Source organism: Stutzerimonas sp. R40042, assembly GCF_026642215.1.
Lineage (GTDB): Bacteria > Pseudomonadota > Gammaproteobacteria > Pseudomonadales > Pseudomonadaceae > Stutzerimonas > Stutzerimonas frequens.
This window is the reverse complement of sequence record NZ_CP113258.1, coordinates 1,633,817-1,653,268: the sequence shown is the minus strand read 5'-3', so window position 1 is coordinate 1,653,268 and position 19,452 is coordinate 1,633,817. Positions and strand designations below refer to the sequence as shown.

Genomic DNA, 19,452 nt, shown 5'->3' with positions numbered 1-19,452 from the left:
AGCCCGCGCCGCAAAGGCCGCAGGACCGGGAATGAACCGTGCCTCGGCCGACCGGTCGAAATAGCGCAGCCATAAGGAGACCGCCATGTACCGCCTGACCGCCCTGCTCGCTCTGAGCATCGCATTTCCCGTTGCTCACGCCGCTTCGCTGCAGGAGCAGCAGCTCAGTCAATTGCTCGATCAGGTTGCCCGCCAGAGCAGCGTAGGCACACCTCGCGCGATCAACGAGGACATCCTCGACCAGGGCTATACCGTGGAAAACAATGTCCTGGTCAACCATCTCAGCGTCCAGCCACGACACGCCGCGCAGATGCGCGACAACCCCGCCGACGTACGTAGCCAACTGGCCGCCAGCGTCTGCGGCAATGAAGGGTTGCGCAAGTTGATGAGCCAAGGTGCCGAGCTGCGTTACGACTTCAGCGAATACCAGAGCAAAAAGCCCATCACCAGCGAGCGCTACACGGCCGCAGACTGCGGCCTGTAGTCGCTGGCGGGGCCTGGGGCGAACTTATCCGCGCAGTATCTGCGGATCGCCCTTGCCAGCCACCGCCGCAGCCTCCTCTCGGGTCAGCAGGGCTGTGCGCGGCACGTTGCGCAGGCGCGCGCAAGCAGCGAGCACGTTGGCCCAGCTGGCGCGGTTGGCGAATTGCATGCCGAACTCATCCAGCGTGCCGCCACGATTGCGATAACCGAGCGCCGAGCATTTGCGCGCATCAGGCAGGATGGGCCATAGGTGTCCACGTGCCACTTCCGGGCGCATGTGCGTCAGCAGCACGCGCATTTCCATCGCATCTGGGAATAACCGCTCCGCGACACCATCGCTGGCGCGCGCCTCGACCTCCCAGTGATCGCGCGGCCCGCGGAAGCGACCCGGCTCCTGCAGATAGACCAATCGATAGGCACATTCGGCTTCCTTGAGCCGCTGGGCCGCACGGAGCATTTCGCCCAGTTGGTAGCTGCCATTGGCGATCAGCAGCAGCGGCTCGTTACCCGCCGCTTCCTCCACCACGATGGCACCGTCGCGCGCCAGCTGCTCGGCCTGGACACGATCGAAGTAGCACGGCCTGTCGCGCTTGGGCATGACCAGACAGGCCAGCTCGCCACGTGCCTGGTAGATCGACGGGAGCAACGCCAGGGCGCTGTTGTGATCGGCCGGAAACAGCACGCGGACCATGTCGCTCATCTCACCGAGCAGGGCCTCGCAGAAGGTCGTGTCCTGGTGTGATTGCTGGTTCTTGCCGTTCTCCCAGGTGTGCGACGTGGCAATCAGGGGCCAGCCGAGCCAGCCAGCCGGCCGGCCTATCTCCTTCTGCTGGCGCGAGAAGATGATGCTCTGACGCACCACGCCAAGCATCTTCACGCAAAAGGCTTCGTAGCTGGCAACCAGATTCAGCCCGCCCTGATTGGCAAGGCACGCTGACACCACGGCTTCTTCGTTAAGTGCGGTAATGACGGCGCCATCGATTGCTTCCAGCTCGCTTTCCGGCTCGATCACGCGGTGCTTGAGCGCCTTGAGCACGCCTCCGAGGCGATTGCTCGCCAGCTCATCCGGATTGCCGACCCGAGGCCGCAATGCCGGGTTGGCCTCGGTCAGTTCGACGAAGAAGCGATCGACCGCAGCCATCGGCGAGCAGGCATCGTCTCGGTAGCTGAGTTTAGGAATGACCGGCGCTGGCGGCCGGCGCGCCGCCAGTGGATTGTCCCGCTCGAGCACCCGGCCCTGGCGGCTGCGAACGAACAACTCCAGAGCGTCATCGAGATCCTGCTGCGCAACGAAGAGGCGCGCCGCATGTTCGTTGAACAGTTCGCGCGAAGTTTCGTCCAGGCGTGGATTATCCGGCAGCGGCAGATTATGAGCGGCATTGCTCCCTGCACCGTAGAAGCCAAAGCCTTTGACCGTTTCGGCGATACCGTATGGCATCGGCAGCGGATAGTTGAGGATACCCCGCTCTTTCTCCTCCACACGGCGTTGCAGGCGCAACTCCATTTCCCAGAGGGTCGCGACGAAGGCGGCCGGATCGCGGCCGTCGAACGGCATCGGATCGAAGCCGCACTGACTTAGATGCTGGCGGAAATCCTCGAGACCTTGCTCCGTGCCCAGCGCCGTACGCTGTTCGATGCGCCTGCCATTGGCGATCATCACCGGCAGTGCTACGCCACAGTCCTCGGCTCGCCACCAGCGTGGTATCCAGTCGCTTCCGCGTTGTTCCTCGGCAGCACCATCGGAAAGAAACGCCACCAGCGTCTCACCCGGCAGCGGCATATGCGCATATTGCAGTTCAGCGAAGCCCAGGTAGCCCCCTTCGGCAATGCCTCCGGCGGTATGTGGATTGACATGGCTGCCCAGCGGCGCGAGCGGGCTGCCATCGGCCGCCTGACGGTAGCCGTAGAAATCCTGAAGCAGGCGATTGATGCCCTTTTCGCCGTCGCCGTAGGCCTGCGCCTGCTCGGGGTGCAGGTTGCCTGTCAATAAATTGAGCGCGTCGACAGCCGCCACGCAATGACCCTGCCCCATCAGCCAAGCACGCGTGCGGCCGGTCAGGGCATTGAGCGCCAAGTAGCCGGCGTAGGCCGGCACCATGTTCAACGCCCCGCCGGTATGGCCTTCGGGGTTTCGCTTGAAATCGTCGGCAGCCAATGGCGTGCCATCCAGATTCGCCTTCTGCGCATAGGTCATGTGGACCACTAGCCAGAGCCCGGCGCTGGCGACTCGATCGACGGCCTGCAGCAACCGGTACACGCTGGCCAGATCCGGCTGGTGCCCGGCCTGTACCAGCTGGTGGGCCAGACGGAACACCGCCGCCTGGGTCTGCGCGGCATGCTCGAACGGACCGAAGCCACCACGCCAGGTGGCGAACTCCGGTTCGGCTTGCGCGTGTTGATCCAGCTCGACGAGGCTGGGCAGTAGCTGACTCATGGGTTCACTCCGTTGGTAAGCGGGATGTGCTGTAGTCTAGGCAGGGCTCGTTTCGCTATCTCTGATATGTATCAAGTGGTCGCGGCAGCCGAGCGAGCACAGTGGACATCATCGTATAGACAGGAAGGCAGCATGGCTTTGCTCAGTTTTCTCGGTGCCATTCAACAGGTGACCGGCTCTTGCTATCTCATTGAGACCCACGACGGCGTAAGGGTTCTGCTCGAATGCGGCATGCACCAGGGCCGTCGCGAGGAAGAAAGCGATAATCGCGGGCCGTTCGCATTCGACCCCAAGAGCTTGCATGCCGTCGTGCTTTCGCATGCGCATATCGACCACAGCGGCCTGCTGCCCCGACTCGTGGCGCAGGGCTACCGAGGCCCTGTGCATTGCACCGACGCCACGGCCGAGCTGGTCGAGCTCATGCTGCTGGACTCTGCTCAGATCCAGGAAAAGGACACCGAGTGGGAAAACAAGTGGCGGGCACGCATCGGCAAACCGATGATCCAGCCGCTGTACACCCGTGAAGACGCCGAGCGGATGCTCGCCCAGCGCAGCCCCCATGCCTATGGCGAGACGTTCGAAGCCGCCCCTGGCGTCGCAGTGACCTTCCACGACGCCGGGCATATTCTCGGATCAGCCATCGTGCAGATGGATGTGCGCGATCACGGCAGAACCCGTCGTCTGGTGTTCTCGGGGGACCTCGGGAACACCTGCTCACCGTTGATGTACGCGCCTGCCGTGCTCAAGGAAGCCGACGTGGTGCTCATGGAATCGACGTACGGCGACCGTGACCATCGCAGCCACGAAGCGACCATCGAAGAGCTGGCCGATATCCTGCAACAGGCGCATCGCGATGGCGGCAACGTACTGATGCCCTCATTCGCGGTCGGCCGCACCCAGGATCTGATCTATTACCTGGGCCGTTTTCACCGCGAAGGACGGTTGCCCCAGCAGGCGGTATTTCTGGACAGCCCGATGGCGATCAGGGCCAACGCCATTTACGCGCACTACAAGGATCAGCTGGATCTCAACGGCCTCGATTCGTCCATGAGCGGTGTCAGTGGCAAGCTCTACGCCGAACGCTGGTTGCCGATTTTGAAATCGACGCCGACCCCTGAAGAATCCATGGCGATCAACCGCTTCAAGAGCGGCGTGATCATCATTGCCGGCAGTGGCATGTGCACCGGCGGGCGCATTCTGCATCACTTCAAGCACAACCTATGGCGAGGCGAATGCCACCTGGTGATTCCAGGGTTCCAGGCGCGCGGCACGCTTGGCCGCGTGATCGTCGACGGCGCCAAGAGCGTCAAGCTGCTTCATCAGCGCATCGCGGTGAATGCCAAAGTGCATACCCTCGGCGGATTTTCCGCCCACGCCGGACAATCCGAATTGATCGACTGGGTGAGCAACTTTGAAAATCGCCCGGAACTCTACCTGGTGCACGGCGAGCTGGAGAAGATGCTGATCCTGCAACGGACCATCCGCGACCGCCTCGGCTGGGAGGCACGGATACCGGAACCCGGTGACCGCATCGCACTTTGAAACGCAGCAGGTCGGGCCGCCGGCGGCCCGGCCTGCCAGCAATCGGCTTGAGCCTGCCGAGTGCACCCTATAGCCTGAACGCGACGCTCATACATGGAGATGTTGTATGTCCTTTGAACCGGATGACTACCTGTCGCGACACTTCCAGACCAGCGGCGCCGACCTGGAAAGCAAGCTCGACGAGCTGGCCGGAATGGTGGTCCCCGCCAACAGCCCGAACCTACCGCTGTACCGAGAAATGCTGGTGACCGTCGTTCGCATGGCGCAGGCCGACCGCAGCCGTTGGGATGCCAAGATCCTGCTGCAGACCATGCGCGAGATCGAGCATGCCTTCGGTCGCCTCGACCAGTTCAAGCGTCGCCGCAAGGTCACGGTATTCGGCTCAGCGCGCACACCGGTCGAACATCCGCTCTACGCTCTGGCGCGTCAGCTGGGCGCGACGCTTGCTCACTTCAACTTCATGGTCATAACCGGCGCCGGTGGCGGCATCATGGCGGCCGCTCATGAGGGGGCCGGGCGCGACAACAGTCTGGGCCTGAACATCACGCTGCCCTTCGAACAGCATCCGAACGCTGTGGTTGGCGGTACCGAGAACCTGCTGTCATTCCATTTCTTCTTCGTCCGCAAACTGTTCTTCATCAAGGAGGCCGATGCCCTGGTGCTCTGCCCCGGGGGGTTCGGCACGCTGGACGAGGCACTTGAAGTGCTCACTCTGATTCAGACTGGCAAGAGCCCACTGGTGCCGATCGTGCTGCTCGACGAACCGGGCGGCACTTACTGGAAGGATGCGTTGCGGTTCATGCGCAGCCAGCTGGAGGAGAATCGCTACATCCTTCCCAGCGACATGCGGCTGATGCGGCTGGTGGAAAACGCCGACGAGGCGGCGAAAGAGATCGCCAATTTCTACCGCAACTTCCACTCTAGTCGCTGGCTGAAAGAGCACTTCGTGTTGCGAATGAACCATCCGCTCAATCAACAGGCGATGGAATACCTGAACGAGGAGTTCGCCGACCTGTGCGTGAATGGAGGCTTCGAACAGCAGAACTGCTGCGAGCTGGAACTGGACGAACCGGAACTGCAGCGCCTGCCGCGTCTGAGCTTCGCCTTCAACGGGCGCAACCACGGCCGGCTGCGGGAGCTCACCGACTATATCAACGAGCCCGGCACCTGGGCGCGTCCGCTGGCCAGCGAGGATTGAGGGACAACGGTGCAACCCAAACGCCGCAAGGCAAGCGCTGAAGCACGACGACGTGACGTTTGCCGAGCGCGTTAGCAGTCAGCCGAGCTGCCACCTCGCAACAATCGGCTGATCAGCTCCAGGGGATAGCCACGATAACTGAGAAAACGGCCCTGTTTGGCGCGCTCTCGCGCATCGGCGGGCAGGCGGCCGGCGAATTTTCGCTGCCATAACTCACGCAACTGCGCATTCCAGTCGAACCCACTGTCACGCAGAGCCTGCTCGATATCCGCTCTGGGCAGCCCGCGCTGAGCGAGCTCTTCGCGGATGCGCAACGGCCCGTAGCCGGCATTGGCCCGGCTTCTGACAAAGCTTTCGAGATAACGGGACTCGGACAGCAGGCCCTGTTCGCAGAGACGATCCAGAGCCTGCTCGATCAGATCAGGCGGGGCGCCACGCTGGCGCAGCTTGCGGGCCAGCTCGACACGACCGTGTTCGCGGCGAGCCAGCAGGTCCATCGCAGCCCGCCGCACCGCGACGGGATTATCGAGCACGGCGGCCATGCGGATCAGAGGTCGGCGTCAACCAGGTCTTCGCTGACCGCGTTCGCCTTGCTGCCACCGGAAACCACGAGCAGCTTGTCGCGGATCTGCTGCTCGATCTCGCGGCCGATCTCCGGATTGTCTTCCAGAAACTTGGCGGCGTTGGCCTTGCCCTGGCCGATCTTGTTGCCCTTGTAGGCGTACCAGGCACCGGACTTCTCCACCAGCCCCTGCTGTACGCCGAGGTCGATGATCTCGCCGTTGCGGTAGATACCCTTGCCATAGAGGATCTGGAACTCGGCCTGGCGGAACGGCGGGGCCACCTTGTTCTTCACCACCTTGACGCGGGTTTCGCTGCCGACCACCTCGTCGCCTTCCTTCACCGCGCCGGTACGGCGGATATCCAGACGAACCGAGGCGTAGAACTTCAGCGCGTTACCGCCGGTGGTGGTTTCCGGGCTGCCGAACATCACGCCGATCTTCATGCGGATCTGGTTGATGAAGATGACCAGGCAGTTGGCGTTCTTGATGTTACCGGTGATCTTGCGCAGCGCCTGGGACATCAGGCGGGCCTGCAGGCCGACGTGGGCATCGCCCATCTCGCCTTCGATCTCGGCCTTGGGCACCAGCGCGGCCACGGAGTCGACGATGATCACGTCGACCGCATTGGAGCGCACCAGCATGTCGGTGATTTCCAGGGCCTGCTCGCCGGTATCCGGCTGCGAAACCAGCAGGTCGTCCACGTTGACGCCCAGCTTGCCGGCGTAGTCCGGGTCCAGTGCGTGTTCGGCGTCGACGAAGGCGCAGGTGGCACCCATCTTCTGCGCCTCGGCGATCACAGAGAGGGTCATGGTGGTCTTGCCGGACGATTCAGGACCATAGATCTCGACGATTCGACCCTTCGGCAGGCCGCCAATGCCCAGCGCGATATCCAGGCCCAGCGAGCCTGTGGAGATGGCCGGAATCGCCTGACGATCGTGATCGCCCATGCGCATCACTGCGCCCTTGCCGAACTGCTTTTCAATCTGGCCCAGGGCTGCAGCCAAGGCGCGCTTCTTGTTCTCGTCCATCGAATCCTCACTTGATCAAGAGGGCCGGAGGCCACAACAACTGTATAAGTAGCCAGTATTAGAACATAGGCGATTTTGCTCGCCTAGCCCCGAAGCGGTTTTTCTCCGAGCGCCAGCGCGAGCAATCCATGCAGCGCAGCGGCCACCGTCTGCTCGCGTACCGATTGCCGTTCTCCGTTGAACAGCCGGCGATCGACATACAACCGGGAGCCATCGGCCCAGGCGATCCAGACAGTGCCCACCGGCTTTTCCGGCGAACCACCACCGGGACCGGCGATCCCACTGACCGCGACAGCAAAGCGCGCGCCGCTGCGCTCCTGAGCGCCACGCACCATGGCCTGCACCACCTCGGCACTGACCGCGCCGACCTGCTCGAACAATGCCGTCGGCACGCCCAACTGAAGCGTCTTCTGGGCATTCGAATAAGTGACGTAACCGGCCTCGAACCAGGCCGAACTACCTGCAACGCGGGTAATGGCCTCGGCAATGCCACCGCCGGTACAGGACTCCGCTGTAGTGACCTGGGCATGCTGACGCTGTAGCGCATCGCCCAGCCGTGCGGCCAGTTCAGTAAGATTCATCGAGGCTCCGGCATGCTTGGAAAACTGGCCGATACCCTACACCAGCGCGAGATGAAGATCAGCCCGACAGGTTTATCCAGGGGCGAACGGTTGCTCCAGCTCGTCACGCATCCTGACGTACCGGCAGCGTGACGCTCGCACCCAGCCGCCCTGCACGCCTGTGCACTACCTTGTCGCCATACCGCTGGATAGGATCGGCAAGGGTTCGCTTGACGAAAAAGGCGAACAGCACCAGCACGCCCAGCAACAGCGCCATGTACAGCGGGCCAGGCACGGTGAGCGCCGCAGGGCCGTACCCGAGGCGCTCGGCGAGAGCGAATAGCGACGGATGCGACAGAAACACGACGTAGCCGATCCCGCCGAGCGGGGCAAGCCAGCGCAGCCAGACGCCGGTGGCACGAGTGGCGCTCAGGAAGATCGCAACCCCCACGCTGTAACTGACGAAGTAGCGATACCAGGTCTCGCCCAGACCGGTGTCACGCGAATAGGCGAACACGCAGATCGGTAGCAGGAACAGGTAGAACAGCGCCACCGCGAGACGGGCGTAACGCCCGGTATCCGGCGCACGGCCATTGTCCGTTGCCCGCCATAGCGCACCGAGAAAGCAGACGCTGAGCATCAGAGGCAAAGCCACCGGTAGCTTCACCTCGAGCTTGTAGCGCAGCACGGCGAGCAGCAGCGTGAATGCGTATTGAGCGAGCAGAAACGTCAGATCCCACTTCGCCGAGCCTCCCAGGCGCAAGGCGAACAACAGGACACACAACACATAGAAGGTCAGCTCGATCTGCAAGGTCCAGTACAGCCCGATCACGTTCTCCACGAACACGAAGCCCTGCAGCATCGTCGCGTTGATCGCGACCACCCCCGGACTGAACACCCTCGCGGGATCGTCCCAGGGAAACATCACCCCGAGAAACAGCGAAAGCCAGTACAGGGGAAACAGCCTGAAGAAACGCTGGTAGGCGAACGCCGCTATCGGCCGCTCATAACGACTACGACTCTGATACAGCGCCGCGACGATGAAGTAGCCGCTTAGCGCGAACAGCACCAGAACACTGGTCTTGCCGACATCCAGCACGGTCTTGCTGGCGAGGAATAGGTAGTTGCTCATCTCGTCCAGCTGACCATCACGTTTCATCTTCGCAATGAGGTGGGAATAGGCGACGCACAAGGCCGCCACGCCGCGCAGGGCATCGAGCCCGAGTAATCGAGACATGTCTGCTGCTCACTTTTGATCAGAAGGGAGCGTCGCCAGCGCTACGGCGGCACGAACTGACGCGAGGGATTGGTGCCCGCGGACGGCGACAGGCTGGACGATACAAGGCCGTAGGACGAATGCCGGGTGTGGCAAGGGCAAGCTACCGCCACAGGCGGAGTGGCCTGGGAGGTCGCGCGAGCAGTGAGGCGTCGGCACCTTGTTGCAGCACGCGCCGGGTGGCGGCCACAGTGCTCGACAGGTTCGAAACTAGCGGCAGATTCGCGTCGAATCAACGTGTTCCGCCTAGCTACCGACAGATGACGCGCCGCGCTCGCCAATCGGTTGCCGACGTGCATCTGCCTGGGCCCCGCCCCGTGATAACCTTGCCGGTTTTCGGCGGAACCGCGCAATGCGCGCGGCGCCACGTATGCGCCGCCACCGATTCCGCCATCAACGAATACGCACCGCACGACGATGACCAAACCCAACGCCGATCTCTCTGCCCACACCCCCATGATGGGCGGTGACTCTTGATAAATCGGCCCTAAGCCGCGTAGATAGCGGGCTTCAGTGCATATTGTGTAGCTAGCGTGCGGCCTGCATTTAGCATTGGATGGCATGGAATGGCGCTGCGATTGCCCCATTTTTGCCCCAAGCCCCCGCCGCAAATGTCGAACAAAAAACGTCCGGTTTAGGTTTGAACAGGCCTATGGTCTGCATTCGCCGCAAGGGCTCGGCTCGAACGAAAGCAGCATATATCCATGGAAGCACCGCCTTCGGGGCGAAGCTATTGGCATACCCGCAGGCGGCTGTTCAGTCCTACCCAAATTGAGCTGACGAACCTTGATCGCTTCGGTATCCCGTCAAGCCCAGGGAGTGGGTACCGCTGCGTTTGATTGACGAGCTGTAGAGCGTATTCGCGACGGCTCAATCGCAGGTGTGATGTACGGACCTGCTGTCCGCACGGCTGATGGGGAAGTAGACGCCTCTTTTGATGCGAGTCACTTCGCGTCCTGCTGCCCTCTGCAAACGGGTCAAGTTCCTGAGCGACCGCCATCTGCGCTTGCCCCTATCCAACCTGAGCGACAGCGTGACGACAACTCGCCACTGGCATTTTTTTGCTTACCAGAATGTTGTCAGTTTAGAGCACAAATCGCTGATAAAAAACGTCATCGTGGTTTCACCTAACCCATGGGAGAACCACAGCTATGCCGAAACCATTTGTTTACTAGAGAAGCGGGCGAGATTTTGCGCTGCAGCGAGAGCACCCTGTTGCGGAGGCGCAAAGCAGTCCGCCGCTTTCCACAGCCTTTCCGGGCGGGGCAGCACTTGTTGTGGACTTCGGAGCAGTTAGTGCGAGGAATGCTGCTTCTAAAATAGCTCAGTTTATCGCCGCAGTTCTAGCTGCGGCGGTACCGGCCACATTTTCCTTAACCTAAAAAGTTCACATGCTTAGCACGCTACGCATGGAGGAACCCACATGCCTCAAAAAGTCAGCTTCGATATGCCGCGGCCCTTACTGCCACGCTTGGAAGCCTGCGCCCCATACCCAGTAGACGCTCTAGGCGAGGTTCTGGGGGGCGCCGCTAACGCCATCATCTCGGCCGTACAGGTACCTGATGCCCTGGCGGCACAGTCCGTCCTAGCAGCCGCTGCTATGGCAGCTCAACCCCACGCAAACGTGGTACGTGGTGGGCAAGAGATCCCACTGAGTATTTTCTGCCTGTCGGTAGGCGAGTCGGGAGACCGAAAAAGCAGTGCAGACCGGATCGCCCTAAGCGCTCATCACTCTCACCAAAACCGGCTGGTCTCAGAGTTTGCACGGACAGTGAAGGAGCATCGCGACGCCACCGACGTTTTTCAGCGTTGCCGAGCAGCTGTTCTCGGCAGGCGAGGAGAACCCGACACACTATTGGCAGAACTGGCAAAACTGAAGGAGCCCAAAAACCCTCCTTCCCCGTTTATCCTGTGTGTGGAGCCCACCCTTGAGGGTCTGCATAAAAGCTTTTTGCATGGCCACCCGTCACAAGGATTTTTCAGCGATGAGGGTGGCCAGTTTCTGGGTGGGCACTCATTCAGGCCCGAGAACATGCTCAAAACCGTGTCCGGACTCTCCAGGATGTGGGATGGCGAACCCATCACCCGCACCCGCGCCAAAGAGGGAGAAAATGCGTCCCGCAGCGGCTGCCGGCTGAGTGCCCATCTGTTGATCCAGCCAGCCGTCGCTCAGGAAGTACTGACCAGTCGGGTCTTGCTGGGGCAAGGTTTTTTGGCTCGTTTTCTGGTCGCCTGGCCGGAGTCGCTATCAGGACACCGGCTGTACCGCGACGCTGACCCGACGAAAGACCCTCGGCTAATATGCTATTGGCAGCGCATGAATGATCTGCTGACGCTTGCTTGCCCATTAAATGCTACGGGCGATTTGGCTCCACCGCCCTTGCACCTGGAGCGGGAGGCGCTATCGGCTTGGATCAAGATGCATGATGAAGTCGAGGTGTCATTGGGCCGTGGTGGTGATCTACTAGAGATCAAGCCCACCGCTGCCAAAGCCGCGGAAAACGTGCTCCGAATCGCTGGGGTCTTCGCGATTACTGAGGGCTCCTCCTCCATCACTCGCCCCCTAGTCGAACGTGCAGCCATGCTCATGAGGTGGTATCTGGAAGAGGCGTTGCGTGTGCTCCACCCGATCAAGATCGATACGCATCTAATCGAAGCGCAAAAGCTTTTCGAATGGCTCTGCGCTAGGGATTGGCAGCAGTTTTACGGACGTGACTTACAGCGCCTGGGCCCTCGTTTTGCCCGTAAGAGCGCAGCCTACCGCAACCAATTACTGAGAGTACTCGTGGAACATCGAATGTTAACTGCTACCGGAAACACCCTCTGCATTAATCCGCTGGCGTCACCCCGATAGTAAAGTGGAGCATTGGTATAGGCGAAGAAGCGGCGACAGGCTGGGCCTGTCGCCGCTTCTTCGCCATCCGGTCACCATTGGTAGCTGGGCCAACACGTGGTTTGTCGCCGCTGTCGCCGTTGTCGCCGCCCTAAAGGGAGCAGCTGCGGATTGAATTGCTGTGATCAGAATCTAAAGCCCAAAGAGTTAGGTTCTGGTTGAGCTTCAAGAACACAATCCGTACTCATTAATCCATTGATGTGGTAGTTGTAAAACTGAGGCGTTACAAATATCCAGTACTTTTTCGGTTATCGATTAAATACCAACCACCACGTCAGCAGCGTCCCTGTGATGGCGACAGCGGCGACAGCGGCGACACACCCACAGAGCTAAGCACAACAACGGTGATGCCCTGGCGACATGTGCGACAAATCCCAACCCCACCTCAGCGCAACAGTTGCTGACAGAGCACTGCAGGATCTGAAGCTCTTCCTCTGGATGGGAAAGCTTTTCCCTACCAGGGATCAGGTCCTACGCCGGAGTCCGCAGATACTCATAGAGGGTGGCCCGGCTGATGCCGAACTCGCGCGCCAGGGCGGCTTTCGGCTCGCGGGCTTCAACACGACGCAGTAGCTCTTCGATCCGGTTGTCGCACAGCGCTTTTTTCCTCCCTCGGTATACACCGCGTTGTTTCGCGAGGGAAATACCCTCGCGCTGCCGTTCACGAATCAACGCCCGCTCGAATTCGGCAAACGCCCCCATGACCGATAGCAGCAGGTTGGCCATCGGCGAATCCTCGCCGGTGAAGGCCAGCAACTCTTTCACAAACTCGATCCGCACTCCCCGCCCGGTGAGCTGCTGCACCATGCGCCGCAGGTCATCGAGATTACGTGCCAGACGATCCATGCTGTGGACCACCAGGGTGTCACCCTCGCGGACGTAGTTGAGCAACGCTTCAAGCTGCGGTCGCTGCGTGTCCTTTCCGGACGCCTTGTCGATGAACACCTTGCCCACCTGAACGCCTTCAAGCTGCCGATCCGGGTTCTGGTCGAGCGTACTGACCCGTATGTAACCAATCCGTTGTCCGTGCATGCCGTCTCTCAGCGAAATGTGTATAGCTGAGATCTTAAAGGCAGCCAGACAGATGCCAAATTATTGGAAAATCGACCCTATCTGGGCAGGTTGGGGCTGGGTTTGGGGGTGTCTGGTTGGGGTATAGGTCAGATGGTCATCGGACGGCAGCAATCGGCCACAAGCGGACAGTCAGCCCAATAAATAAATCTGTCCCTGTTTCGCTTGAGCCCGAAGTGGCTCTCGAATCGGCGTTGGTTGGCAGATCGCCAGGGTATCGGCGCGCGACAGCTGTCCGTCTGAATACCCCGAGGCCGGTGTGTTCTACGTCACCTTTGTGCCCCAGTTCGTTCCGCCCGGTGCGGATGTGGCGGCGTACTCGTTCCTCTCAGGCCTTCACGTATTACTGACCCTGGGCGGGTTCGCCATCCTGATCGCCGCAACCATTCCGCTCGGCAGACTGCTGCGCCGGCGTGGACTGACTAGGGCGCTGGATCGGCTGACAGGGTGGCGTGCTGGTGGCGTTCGGAGTGAGGCTGATGGCTTCGAATACGGTACCGACGTTGCAGCCGGGCGCGTGAAATGAGGCCCCTGGCGTGACGCCAGGGGATGAGGCAGGACGACTAGGCGATCAGAAGCGGTAGTTCACCCCCAGCGTCAGGGTACGGCCCGGTGCTGGCTGGCGGCCCTCGGGACTGGTGTCGATGCCGCGGAAGTAGTACTGGCGGTCGAACAGGTTGCTGATGCCGGCCGAGGCGGTCAGCACGCTCTGGTCCTGTAGCTTGAACTCGCGCTCGATGGCAGTGTTCCAGATCCAGTAGGCGGGCAGCTCGCCTACTGAGGCGCTGGCATTCTCCTCGGCGCTGTTGGCGTCGTCGGTATAGGCGCTGCTGACGTAGAGGCCATCCAGGCTGTAGGTCCAGAACTCGGCGAAGCGGTAACGACCATCGACGGTGAACTGGTGCTTGGAGCTGTACGGCACCTCGTTGCCCTTGAAGTCGCCGGTGCGCAGCTCGGCATCGAGGTAGGCGTAGCCGGCGTGCAGGTCGAGGGTTGGCAGCGCGGCCGGGGTCCAGAACACCGGTCTCTCTCTCCCTGGTGGCGGGTGCTGCCGAGATTCTGGAAGCGGCTGTTGGCGAACACGATCTGGTCGTCGAAGTCGAAGTCGATGCGGTACAGGCCGAAGGCCGAAGTCGATGCGCAGGTTGTCCTGTGGGGTAAAGCGCACGCCGGTCTCGTAGTTGCGCGAGATTTCCGCCTGGACCACGCCATCCCTGACGATCTGGAACACCTGAGGCACCCGCAGCGAGCGCTGCGCGTTGGCGTAGACGAACCAGTCGTCGCTGGCCTGGTAGCCGATGCTCAGACCGGGCAGCCACTCTTCGGCGACGGTCTTGCGCTCGACGCCGCTGACGCCGTCGGCGTACTCCATCTTGGCGTGCTCATAGCGCACGCCGGGGGTGATGGTCAGGCGGTCGTCGAGCAGCTTGATTTCGTTGCTCACATAGGCAGCCTGGCCCTTGGTATCGAATACCCAGTCGCGCACCACGCTGGTGGTGCCGGTATTCAGGTTCAGACGGTCGACATCGAAATCGACGTTTTCCTTGACCAGGCGGGCGCCGAGCAGCCAGGTCTGGCTGACGCTATCGCCGTCGATGCCGAGGCTCAGGCGCGGCTCGCTGCCCCACACGCGGAAGTCGCGGGGAGCATCCTGCAGGGTGGCCGGCGTGGCATCCGGCGCGAAGGGCAGGCCAACGATAAAGTTGCGATAGCTGTGCTGGGCGAAGTTGGTCCAGCTGAATTCCACGTCGTCGAACGGGCCCATGGCGCCGAGGTACTGGGTATAGGTGCCCCAGACGCGGTCGCTGTCGCCTTCGAAACGATCGAGCTTGCGGGTCGACTGCCGCGGGTCGTCCTTGTAGTCGGCCACGCTGAGGGCGCCGGCCAGGTCCATGTCGGCGATGTAGCGCTGCACGCCGAAACTCAGGCTGCGGCTGTCATCGATATCCCACTGGCCGCGCAGGCGGTAGTTCTGCACATCGGTCTCAGAATGCTCGCGACCGTACTCGCCACTGATGGTGTTGACGTCCAGCTGCAGGCCGAAGTTGTCGGTCAGGCGCCCACCGGTGCCCAGGTAGCTGTCGTACAGCTGGCGCCCGCCGGGCGCGAAGGTGACACGCTCCTGCAGGGTGGTTTCCCACTTATCCGGAATTGGCCGGCTAATGAAGTTGATCACGCCGCCGACGTTGTTCGGCCCGTACTGCACGGACGCGCCGCCACGCACGATGTCGATGCGATCGACCGTCGCCAGGGTCTGCGGAAACAGCGACAGGCTGGTCTGGCCATAGGGCGCCAGGGCCAGCGGGATGCCATCGGCGAGCGCTTGGACGCGGCCGCTGCGACTTTCCGAAAGCCCGCGCACGGACAGTTGCGGCAGTACCCCGGTACCGGTCTCGTCGAGGATCTTCACCCCTGGGACCCGCGCCAGCGCGTCATCCAGGCCACGCACGCTGGCCTTCTTCAGTTCGTGAGCCTGGACCACGCTGCGGCTGCCGGCATAGGTGCGTACCTCTTCGTCACTGGCACTACCAAGCACATCCCCCTGGATGACGAGCGGGGCAAGGGATACCGGGCCGTCCTGCTTCTGCTGACGGTTGTCCTCGGTCTCGTTGGCCTGCGCGGCCTGGGCAATGGCGATGGCCAGCAGACTGGCAGTGACGCCGATACGGCGGGTCGTCCTGATCATGCGGAGGTGAGCTCCTGATTGAGAGCCTCAGGCGCAGCAGGGCAGCAGCGACGGAGCGCTGCCCGTCACCTTTGGCTGAGTTGTGGGCAGAGAAGTGCCGCTCTGTCTAAGTATTTCTGATAATTAAATGCGCTAGCGGCTGAGAATTATTATCGTTATTTAAAGTGTATGTAAAGCGGAAGGTGAGTCGGTACGTTCCGGATGGATGGGTCTTCAAGCCGTTATGGGATGTACAACTTCAGTGGCCAGAGGTAGCCGTGCTTTGCGGGCTACGTCGTCCGTCATTGAAAAACCTCTGGGCACAAGACCCAAAAGGCGACAGATTTGTTTAATGGTCGTGGGCAAACCAAAGCTCCCACCTGCGTTCCATACAGATGCTGCTCGCCGCTGCGATCAATTATGGCTTGTAGAGGTACGTTCGACGCCGAGCGGCAAGAGCCCTACGGGCTCTAACCACTCCTCATCTAAATCGGCTTTGTATCCCATCAATCACACTAAATGACTGAGGGTCTGAATTTGCTTGACCCGAGGACCGTGCGGAGAAAAATTCCATTACATGCTCCTCGGCCCTTGCACGTGCGCCTGCCAACTCGACGTCTCCCCCAGCAGTCCCCTCAACCGTAAAGAACTGTGGATGGTTCAGCCCAACCGTCGCGAGCGCCGCTTTCAGATACGGCCTCAGGAAGTCGGGTTGGCGCGCCCGATCCCCGGTGATGAGTCCGCCCGATGAGATCGCGCCATAAACCGGGCGGTCGCGTAGCAGGCCGACTTTGCCCTGCGGCGTGCTGTTGAAGGTCACCCGGATGCGTACGATGTGATCGATCCAGGCCTTGAGGGCAGAAGGCACGCCGTAGTTGTGCATCGGCGTTGCGATGACCAGCACATCGGCCCTATCCAATTGGTGGATCAGATTGTCGGAGCGCTGAAGGCTGCTCGCCGGCTGGGGCGGGTCCACATCTGCCGAGCCAGCAAGTACTCGCGCATAACTGCCGTCGACGTGGGCCAGCGTATTCAAGTCCAGGTCCGTCACGCTAAGCGGTCTCCCCCCTGACTGGCGAGCAATGCCGTCGAGTACCTGATGAGACAGGCGCAAGCTCTCCGACTCGGCGCCGCGTGGGCTGGCAATCAGGCGAAGCACGCATAGGGTGTTGGAAGGGGACATTGGATGGCTCCTGTCAGTCAGTAATTAGCAGTTTGCTGTAGCGAATCGATGAGGGGATGAGTCCGCTGCGTCGGTAACGATCTTCTGCGCCGGGCTGGCCACCGTGGCGCTCCACGACCAGGCACAGGTAGCCCTCGGCGCGGGCGAGTCGTTCAAGTCCCAGTAGGAGACGGCAACTCCAGTCAGCACCTTGGTGGGTGTCAGCCGTTATCAGATCCTCTAGGCTGAGGAACCGGCCAAACAACAGGTTTTCCTGAAAGCGATAGCCGGCAACGGCGGCCAGGCGATCACCGTCGAACGCGCCGATCAAACGATACCCTTGCCCCTGCAGGCGCCGATCCGCGCCATCGCGTCCACTGCGTTTGCCAATGCGGATGGCGATGGCAGAGCAAGGGATGAGCCAGGCGCAGGTCCGCCAGACCGTCGCGGGGACGTAGCGCCGAATCGGCCAAGTCCAATAGGTTAGGCAGGTGCTGATGATTGGTGTGGGTCATGAAGCCATGCTATGCCCGAGCTGCCACACTGCATTGAACCAAGATCGGACATTCCAGCTAGGCCATGAACAATCCGTTTTCAGATGCCCTCACCGTCGCCGATACGGCAGATAGCGCGCCGCTCTACCGGCAGCTCTACGACCGGGTGCGAGCAGCCATTGCCAGTGGGTCGCTTGCGCCTGGTGACCGCATACCTTCGGCTCGCGCATTGGCCAAGGAGCTCGGCGTCGCCCGCGGCACCGTCGAGCTCGCCTATTCGACACTGGTGGGTGAAGGCTATTTGCTGACGCGGGGGCAGGCGGGGACCATTGTGAATCCCGATCTGCGCCGCAGCACGGCCCCCGCGGGACCTCCCGCGGCCGACGTGAACGCCATCGCGAGCGACCCGGACATGCTGTGGCGCCCGCCGCAGCTGTTGCCCTTTCAGTTGGGCGTGCCCGCGTTGGATGCCTTTCCGCGCAAGATCTGGGCGCGCCTCGGTGCGAGTTACCTGCGAAGCATGCGCAGCCTGGATATGGATTACCCTGCGCCGCACGGACTACCGGCGCTGCGCAGCGCGATAGCATCCTATCTGCAGGTAGCGCGCGGCATCGATTGCGTCGCGCATCAGGTGTTCATTACGACGGGTTGGCGGCACAGCCTGATGTTCGTTTTGCAAGCACTGCTTGCGCGGGGTGATCAGGCTTGGGTGGAAAACCCAGGCTATCCGCCGGCTCGTCAGGTCCTGCTACAGTTCGGCGTTGAGCCTCTACCCGTGGCGGTAGACAGGCATGGCCTGGACGTGGACTTGGCCATTGAGCGCTATCGGGATGCGCGCTTGGCTGTGGTGACTCCCGCGCATCAAAGCCCGTTGTCCATGACGCTGTCCTTACCACGCCGGCAAGCCCTGCTCGAATGGGCTGCGCAGCGTGGTGCGTGGATAGTGGAGGACGATTACGACGGCGAATACCGCTATGTCAGTCGTCCGCTGCCAGCCCTCGCCAGCCTGGACCGGCACGGACGTGTGCTCTACGCCGGCACGTTCAGCAAGGTGCTGTATCCGGGTATCCGGCTGGCGTACCTCGTAGTACCACAAGACCAGGTCGCGACATTCGAGCGAGTCGGGCGTGCGCTTTTCGCCGCCGCGACGCCAGCGATGACCCAAGCCATTCTCGCCCAGTTCATGAATGACGGACATTTCGCCCGGCACATCCAGCGGATGCGACGGCTGTACAGTGAGCGCCGCGCGCAAACAATGGCTGCGCTAGAGAGAGGCTTGCAGGGCTGCGTGCGGGTTGAGCCCTCTCCTGGTGGCATGCATCTGGTGTTACGGCTGCCGTCTGAAACGTCGGATCGACGCTTGGCTGAACAGCTGCTGCAAGAAGGAATGGCAGTGCAACCGCTGTCGCCCTGGTGGGTTGGTGCCCCCCAGGGGCCGGCGATACTGGCCAGCTTCACCAACTGCCCGCAACCTGAACAAGCGGAAAGACTGGGCGAGCTGGTCCGCCTGGCATGCCAAGGGCGCCACTAACGTCAATCAGGCCATACGGTGGACGTCACGAACGCGAGCCCGCCATGGCGAGGAAGCAGCGCCAGCCTTCCACTTTCACTCAAGCCTTGGCGAGCGGCTTCATTCGGAAGCTGATGCCCATGCGGTTCAAGGCGTTCATGGTCGCGATCACAATCGTGAGTTCGACAAGATCCTTTTCCCCAAAGGTAGCCAAGGCTGCGGAATAGGCTTCGTCGGATGCATGCGTTTCGCTGACCAGCGTGACCTCTTCAGCCCATGCTAAAGCTGCACGCTCCTGCTCCGAGAACAAACAGGAAGCCTCCTCCCAAACCGGTACCAATACGAGCTTGTCGACCGTCATGCCGCCCTTGATAAGGTCACGCGTGTGAATATCGATGCAGTGCGCACAGCCGTTCAGCTGAGAGACTCTGAGAAAAACCAGGTGAACCAGTTGGTCGGGCAGGTTCGTCCCGGTTGTGGCGTACTTGTGGAGCTCGGCTAGCGCCCGTGCACCTTCGGCAGAAACTTGGAACCAATTGGGACGCGTCATGAATGATCCTCTCGAGGGAAGTA

The 19,452-nt window shown here is 61.5% G+C and carries 16 protein-coding genes; 6 read left to right on the top strand and 10 right to left on the bottom strand.

What is annotated here, in order from left to right; genetic code table 11:
* Positions 1–85 precede the first annotated feature (85 nt).
* Entirely contained in the window at positions 86–484 is a 399-nt protein-coding gene (locus tag OUY36_RS07880) for a PA3611 family quorum-sensing-regulated virulence factor (protein WP_063543731.1), read from the top strand.
* A 24-nt stretch (positions 485–508) separates the two neighbouring features.
* Here OUY36_RS07880 and OUY36_RS07875 read toward each other — a convergent pair whose 3' ends face one another.
* A complete protein-coding gene (locus OUY36_RS07875) occupies positions 509–2,917 on the bottom strand; it encodes a xylulose 5-phosphate 3-epimerase (RefSeq protein ID WP_267937467.1) in 2,409 nt (802 codons plus the stop codon).
* 132 nt (positions 2,918–3,049) lie between these two features.
* On the opposite strand from OUY36_RS07875, the gene OUY36_RS07870 reads away from it, so the two are divergent.
* Positions 3,050–4,459 (top strand): MBL fold metallo-hydrolase RNA specificity domain-containing protein, encoded by a 1,410-nt coding sequence (locus OUY36_RS07870; RefSeq protein WP_267938123.1) that lies wholly within the window; start codon positions 3,050–3,052, stop codon positions 4,457–4,459.
* Between the two features lie 106 nt (positions 4,460–4,565).
* On the top strand, positions 4,566–5,657 hold the full coding sequence (locus tag OUY36_RS07865) for an LOG family protein (protein WP_267937466.1): 1,092 nt from the start codon (positions 4,566–4,568) through the stop codon (positions 5,655–5,657).
* Positions 5,658–5,728: 71 nt separating this feature from the next.
* Here the strand turns inward: OUY36_RS07865 and recX are convergent, their stop codons facing one another.
* The 4 genes from recX to OUY36_RS07845 form a co-directional block, all read right to left on the bottom strand.
* A complete protein-coding gene (gene recX / locus OUY36_RS07860) occupies positions 5,729–6,199 on the bottom strand; it encodes a recombination regulator RecX (protein ID WP_063543723.1) in 471 nt (156 codons plus the stop codon).
* A gap of 5 nt (positions 6,200–6,204) precedes the next feature.
* Positions 6,205–7,248 carry a recombinase RecA gene (gene recA / locus OUY36_RS07855; protein WP_102840827.1) on the bottom strand — a complete coding sequence of 348 codons (1,044 nt, stop codon included), beginning with the start codon at positions 7,246–7,248 and terminating at the stop codon, positions 6,205–6,207.
* A gap of 83 nt (positions 7,249–7,331) precedes the next feature.
* On the bottom strand, positions 7,332–7,829 hold the full coding sequence (locus OUY36_RS07850) for a CinA family protein (RefSeq protein ID WP_267937465.1): 498 nt from the start codon (positions 7,827–7,829) through the stop codon (positions 7,332–7,334).
* 103 nt (positions 7,830–7,932) lie between these two features.
* Positions 7,933–9,045 (bottom strand): acyltransferase family protein, encoded by a 1,113-nt coding sequence (locus tag OUY36_RS07845; RefSeq protein ID WP_267937463.1) that lies wholly within the window; start codon positions 9,043–9,045, stop codon positions 7,933–7,935.
* 1,462 nt (positions 9,046–10,507) lie between these two features.
* On the opposite strand from OUY36_RS07845, the gene OUY36_RS07840 reads away from it, so the two are divergent.
* Positions 10,508–11,938: a YfjI family protein gene (locus OUY36_RS07840; protein ID WP_208217848.1), complete on the top strand. Its 1,431-nt coding sequence runs from the start codon at positions 10,508–10,510 to the stop codon at positions 11,936–11,938.
* Positions 11,939–12,448: 510 nt separating this feature from the next.
* Here the strand turns inward: OUY36_RS07840 and OUY36_RS07835 are convergent.
* The gene (locus OUY36_RS07835) at positions 12,449–13,009 is read right to left on the bottom strand and encodes a recombinase family protein (RefSeq protein ID WP_014819873.1); all 561 of its coding nucleotides are present in this window, start codon (positions 13,007–13,009) and stop codon (positions 12,449–12,451) included.
* A gap of 298 nt (positions 13,010–13,307) precedes the next feature.
* On the opposite strand from OUY36_RS07835, the gene OUY36_RS07830 reads away from it, so the two are divergent.
* The gene (locus OUY36_RS07830; RefSeq protein ID WP_224742955.1) at positions 13,308–13,574 is read left to right on the top strand and encodes a hypothetical protein; all 267 of its coding nucleotides are present in this window, start codon (positions 13,308–13,310) and stop codon (positions 13,572–13,574) included.
* A 45-nt stretch (positions 13,575–13,619) separates the two neighbouring features.
* On the opposite strand, the gene OUY36_RS07825 is transcribed toward OUY36_RS07830, so the two are convergent.
* The 3 genes from OUY36_RS07825 to OUY36_RS07815 all read right to left on the bottom strand — a co-directional run bounded on the left by OUY36_RS07825 (position 13,620) and on the right by OUY36_RS07815 (position 17,206).
* Positions 13,620–15,734: a TonB-dependent receptor family protein gene (locus OUY36_RS07825; RefSeq protein WP_267937461.1), complete on the bottom strand. Its 2,115-nt coding sequence runs from the start codon at positions 15,732–15,734 to the stop codon at positions 13,620–13,622.
* A 460-nt stretch (positions 15,735–16,194) separates the two neighbouring features.
* Entirely contained in the window at positions 16,195–16,896 is a 702-nt protein-coding gene (locus OUY36_RS07820; RefSeq protein WP_221103068.1) for an FMN-dependent NADH-azoreductase, read from the bottom strand.
* Positions 16,897–16,909: 13 nt separating this feature from the next.
* Positions 16,910–17,206, bottom strand: a complete 297-nt coding sequence (locus tag OUY36_RS07815) for a hypothetical protein (RefSeq protein WP_221103066.1) — start codon at positions 17,204–17,206, stop codon at positions 16,910–16,912.
* Between the two features lie 248 nt (positions 17,207–17,454).
* Here OUY36_RS07815 and pdxR point away from each other — a divergent pair, with 248 nt between their 5' ends.
* Positions 17,455–18,900 carry a MocR-like pyridoxine biosynthesis transcription factor PdxR gene (pdxR, locus tag OUY36_RS07810; RefSeq protein ID WP_221103065.1) on the top strand — a complete coding sequence of 482 codons (1,446 nt, stop codon included), beginning with the start codon at positions 17,455–17,457 and terminating at the stop codon, positions 18,898–18,900.
* Between the two features lie 79 nt (positions 18,901–18,979).
* Here the strand turns inward: pdxR and OUY36_RS07805 are convergent, their stop codons facing one another.
* On the bottom strand, positions 18,980–19,429 hold the full coding sequence (locus tag OUY36_RS07805) for a carboxymuconolactone decarboxylase family protein (protein WP_221103064.1): 450 nt from the start codon (positions 19,427–19,429) through the stop codon (positions 18,980–18,982).
* Positions 19,430–19,452: the final 23 nt, after the last annotated feature.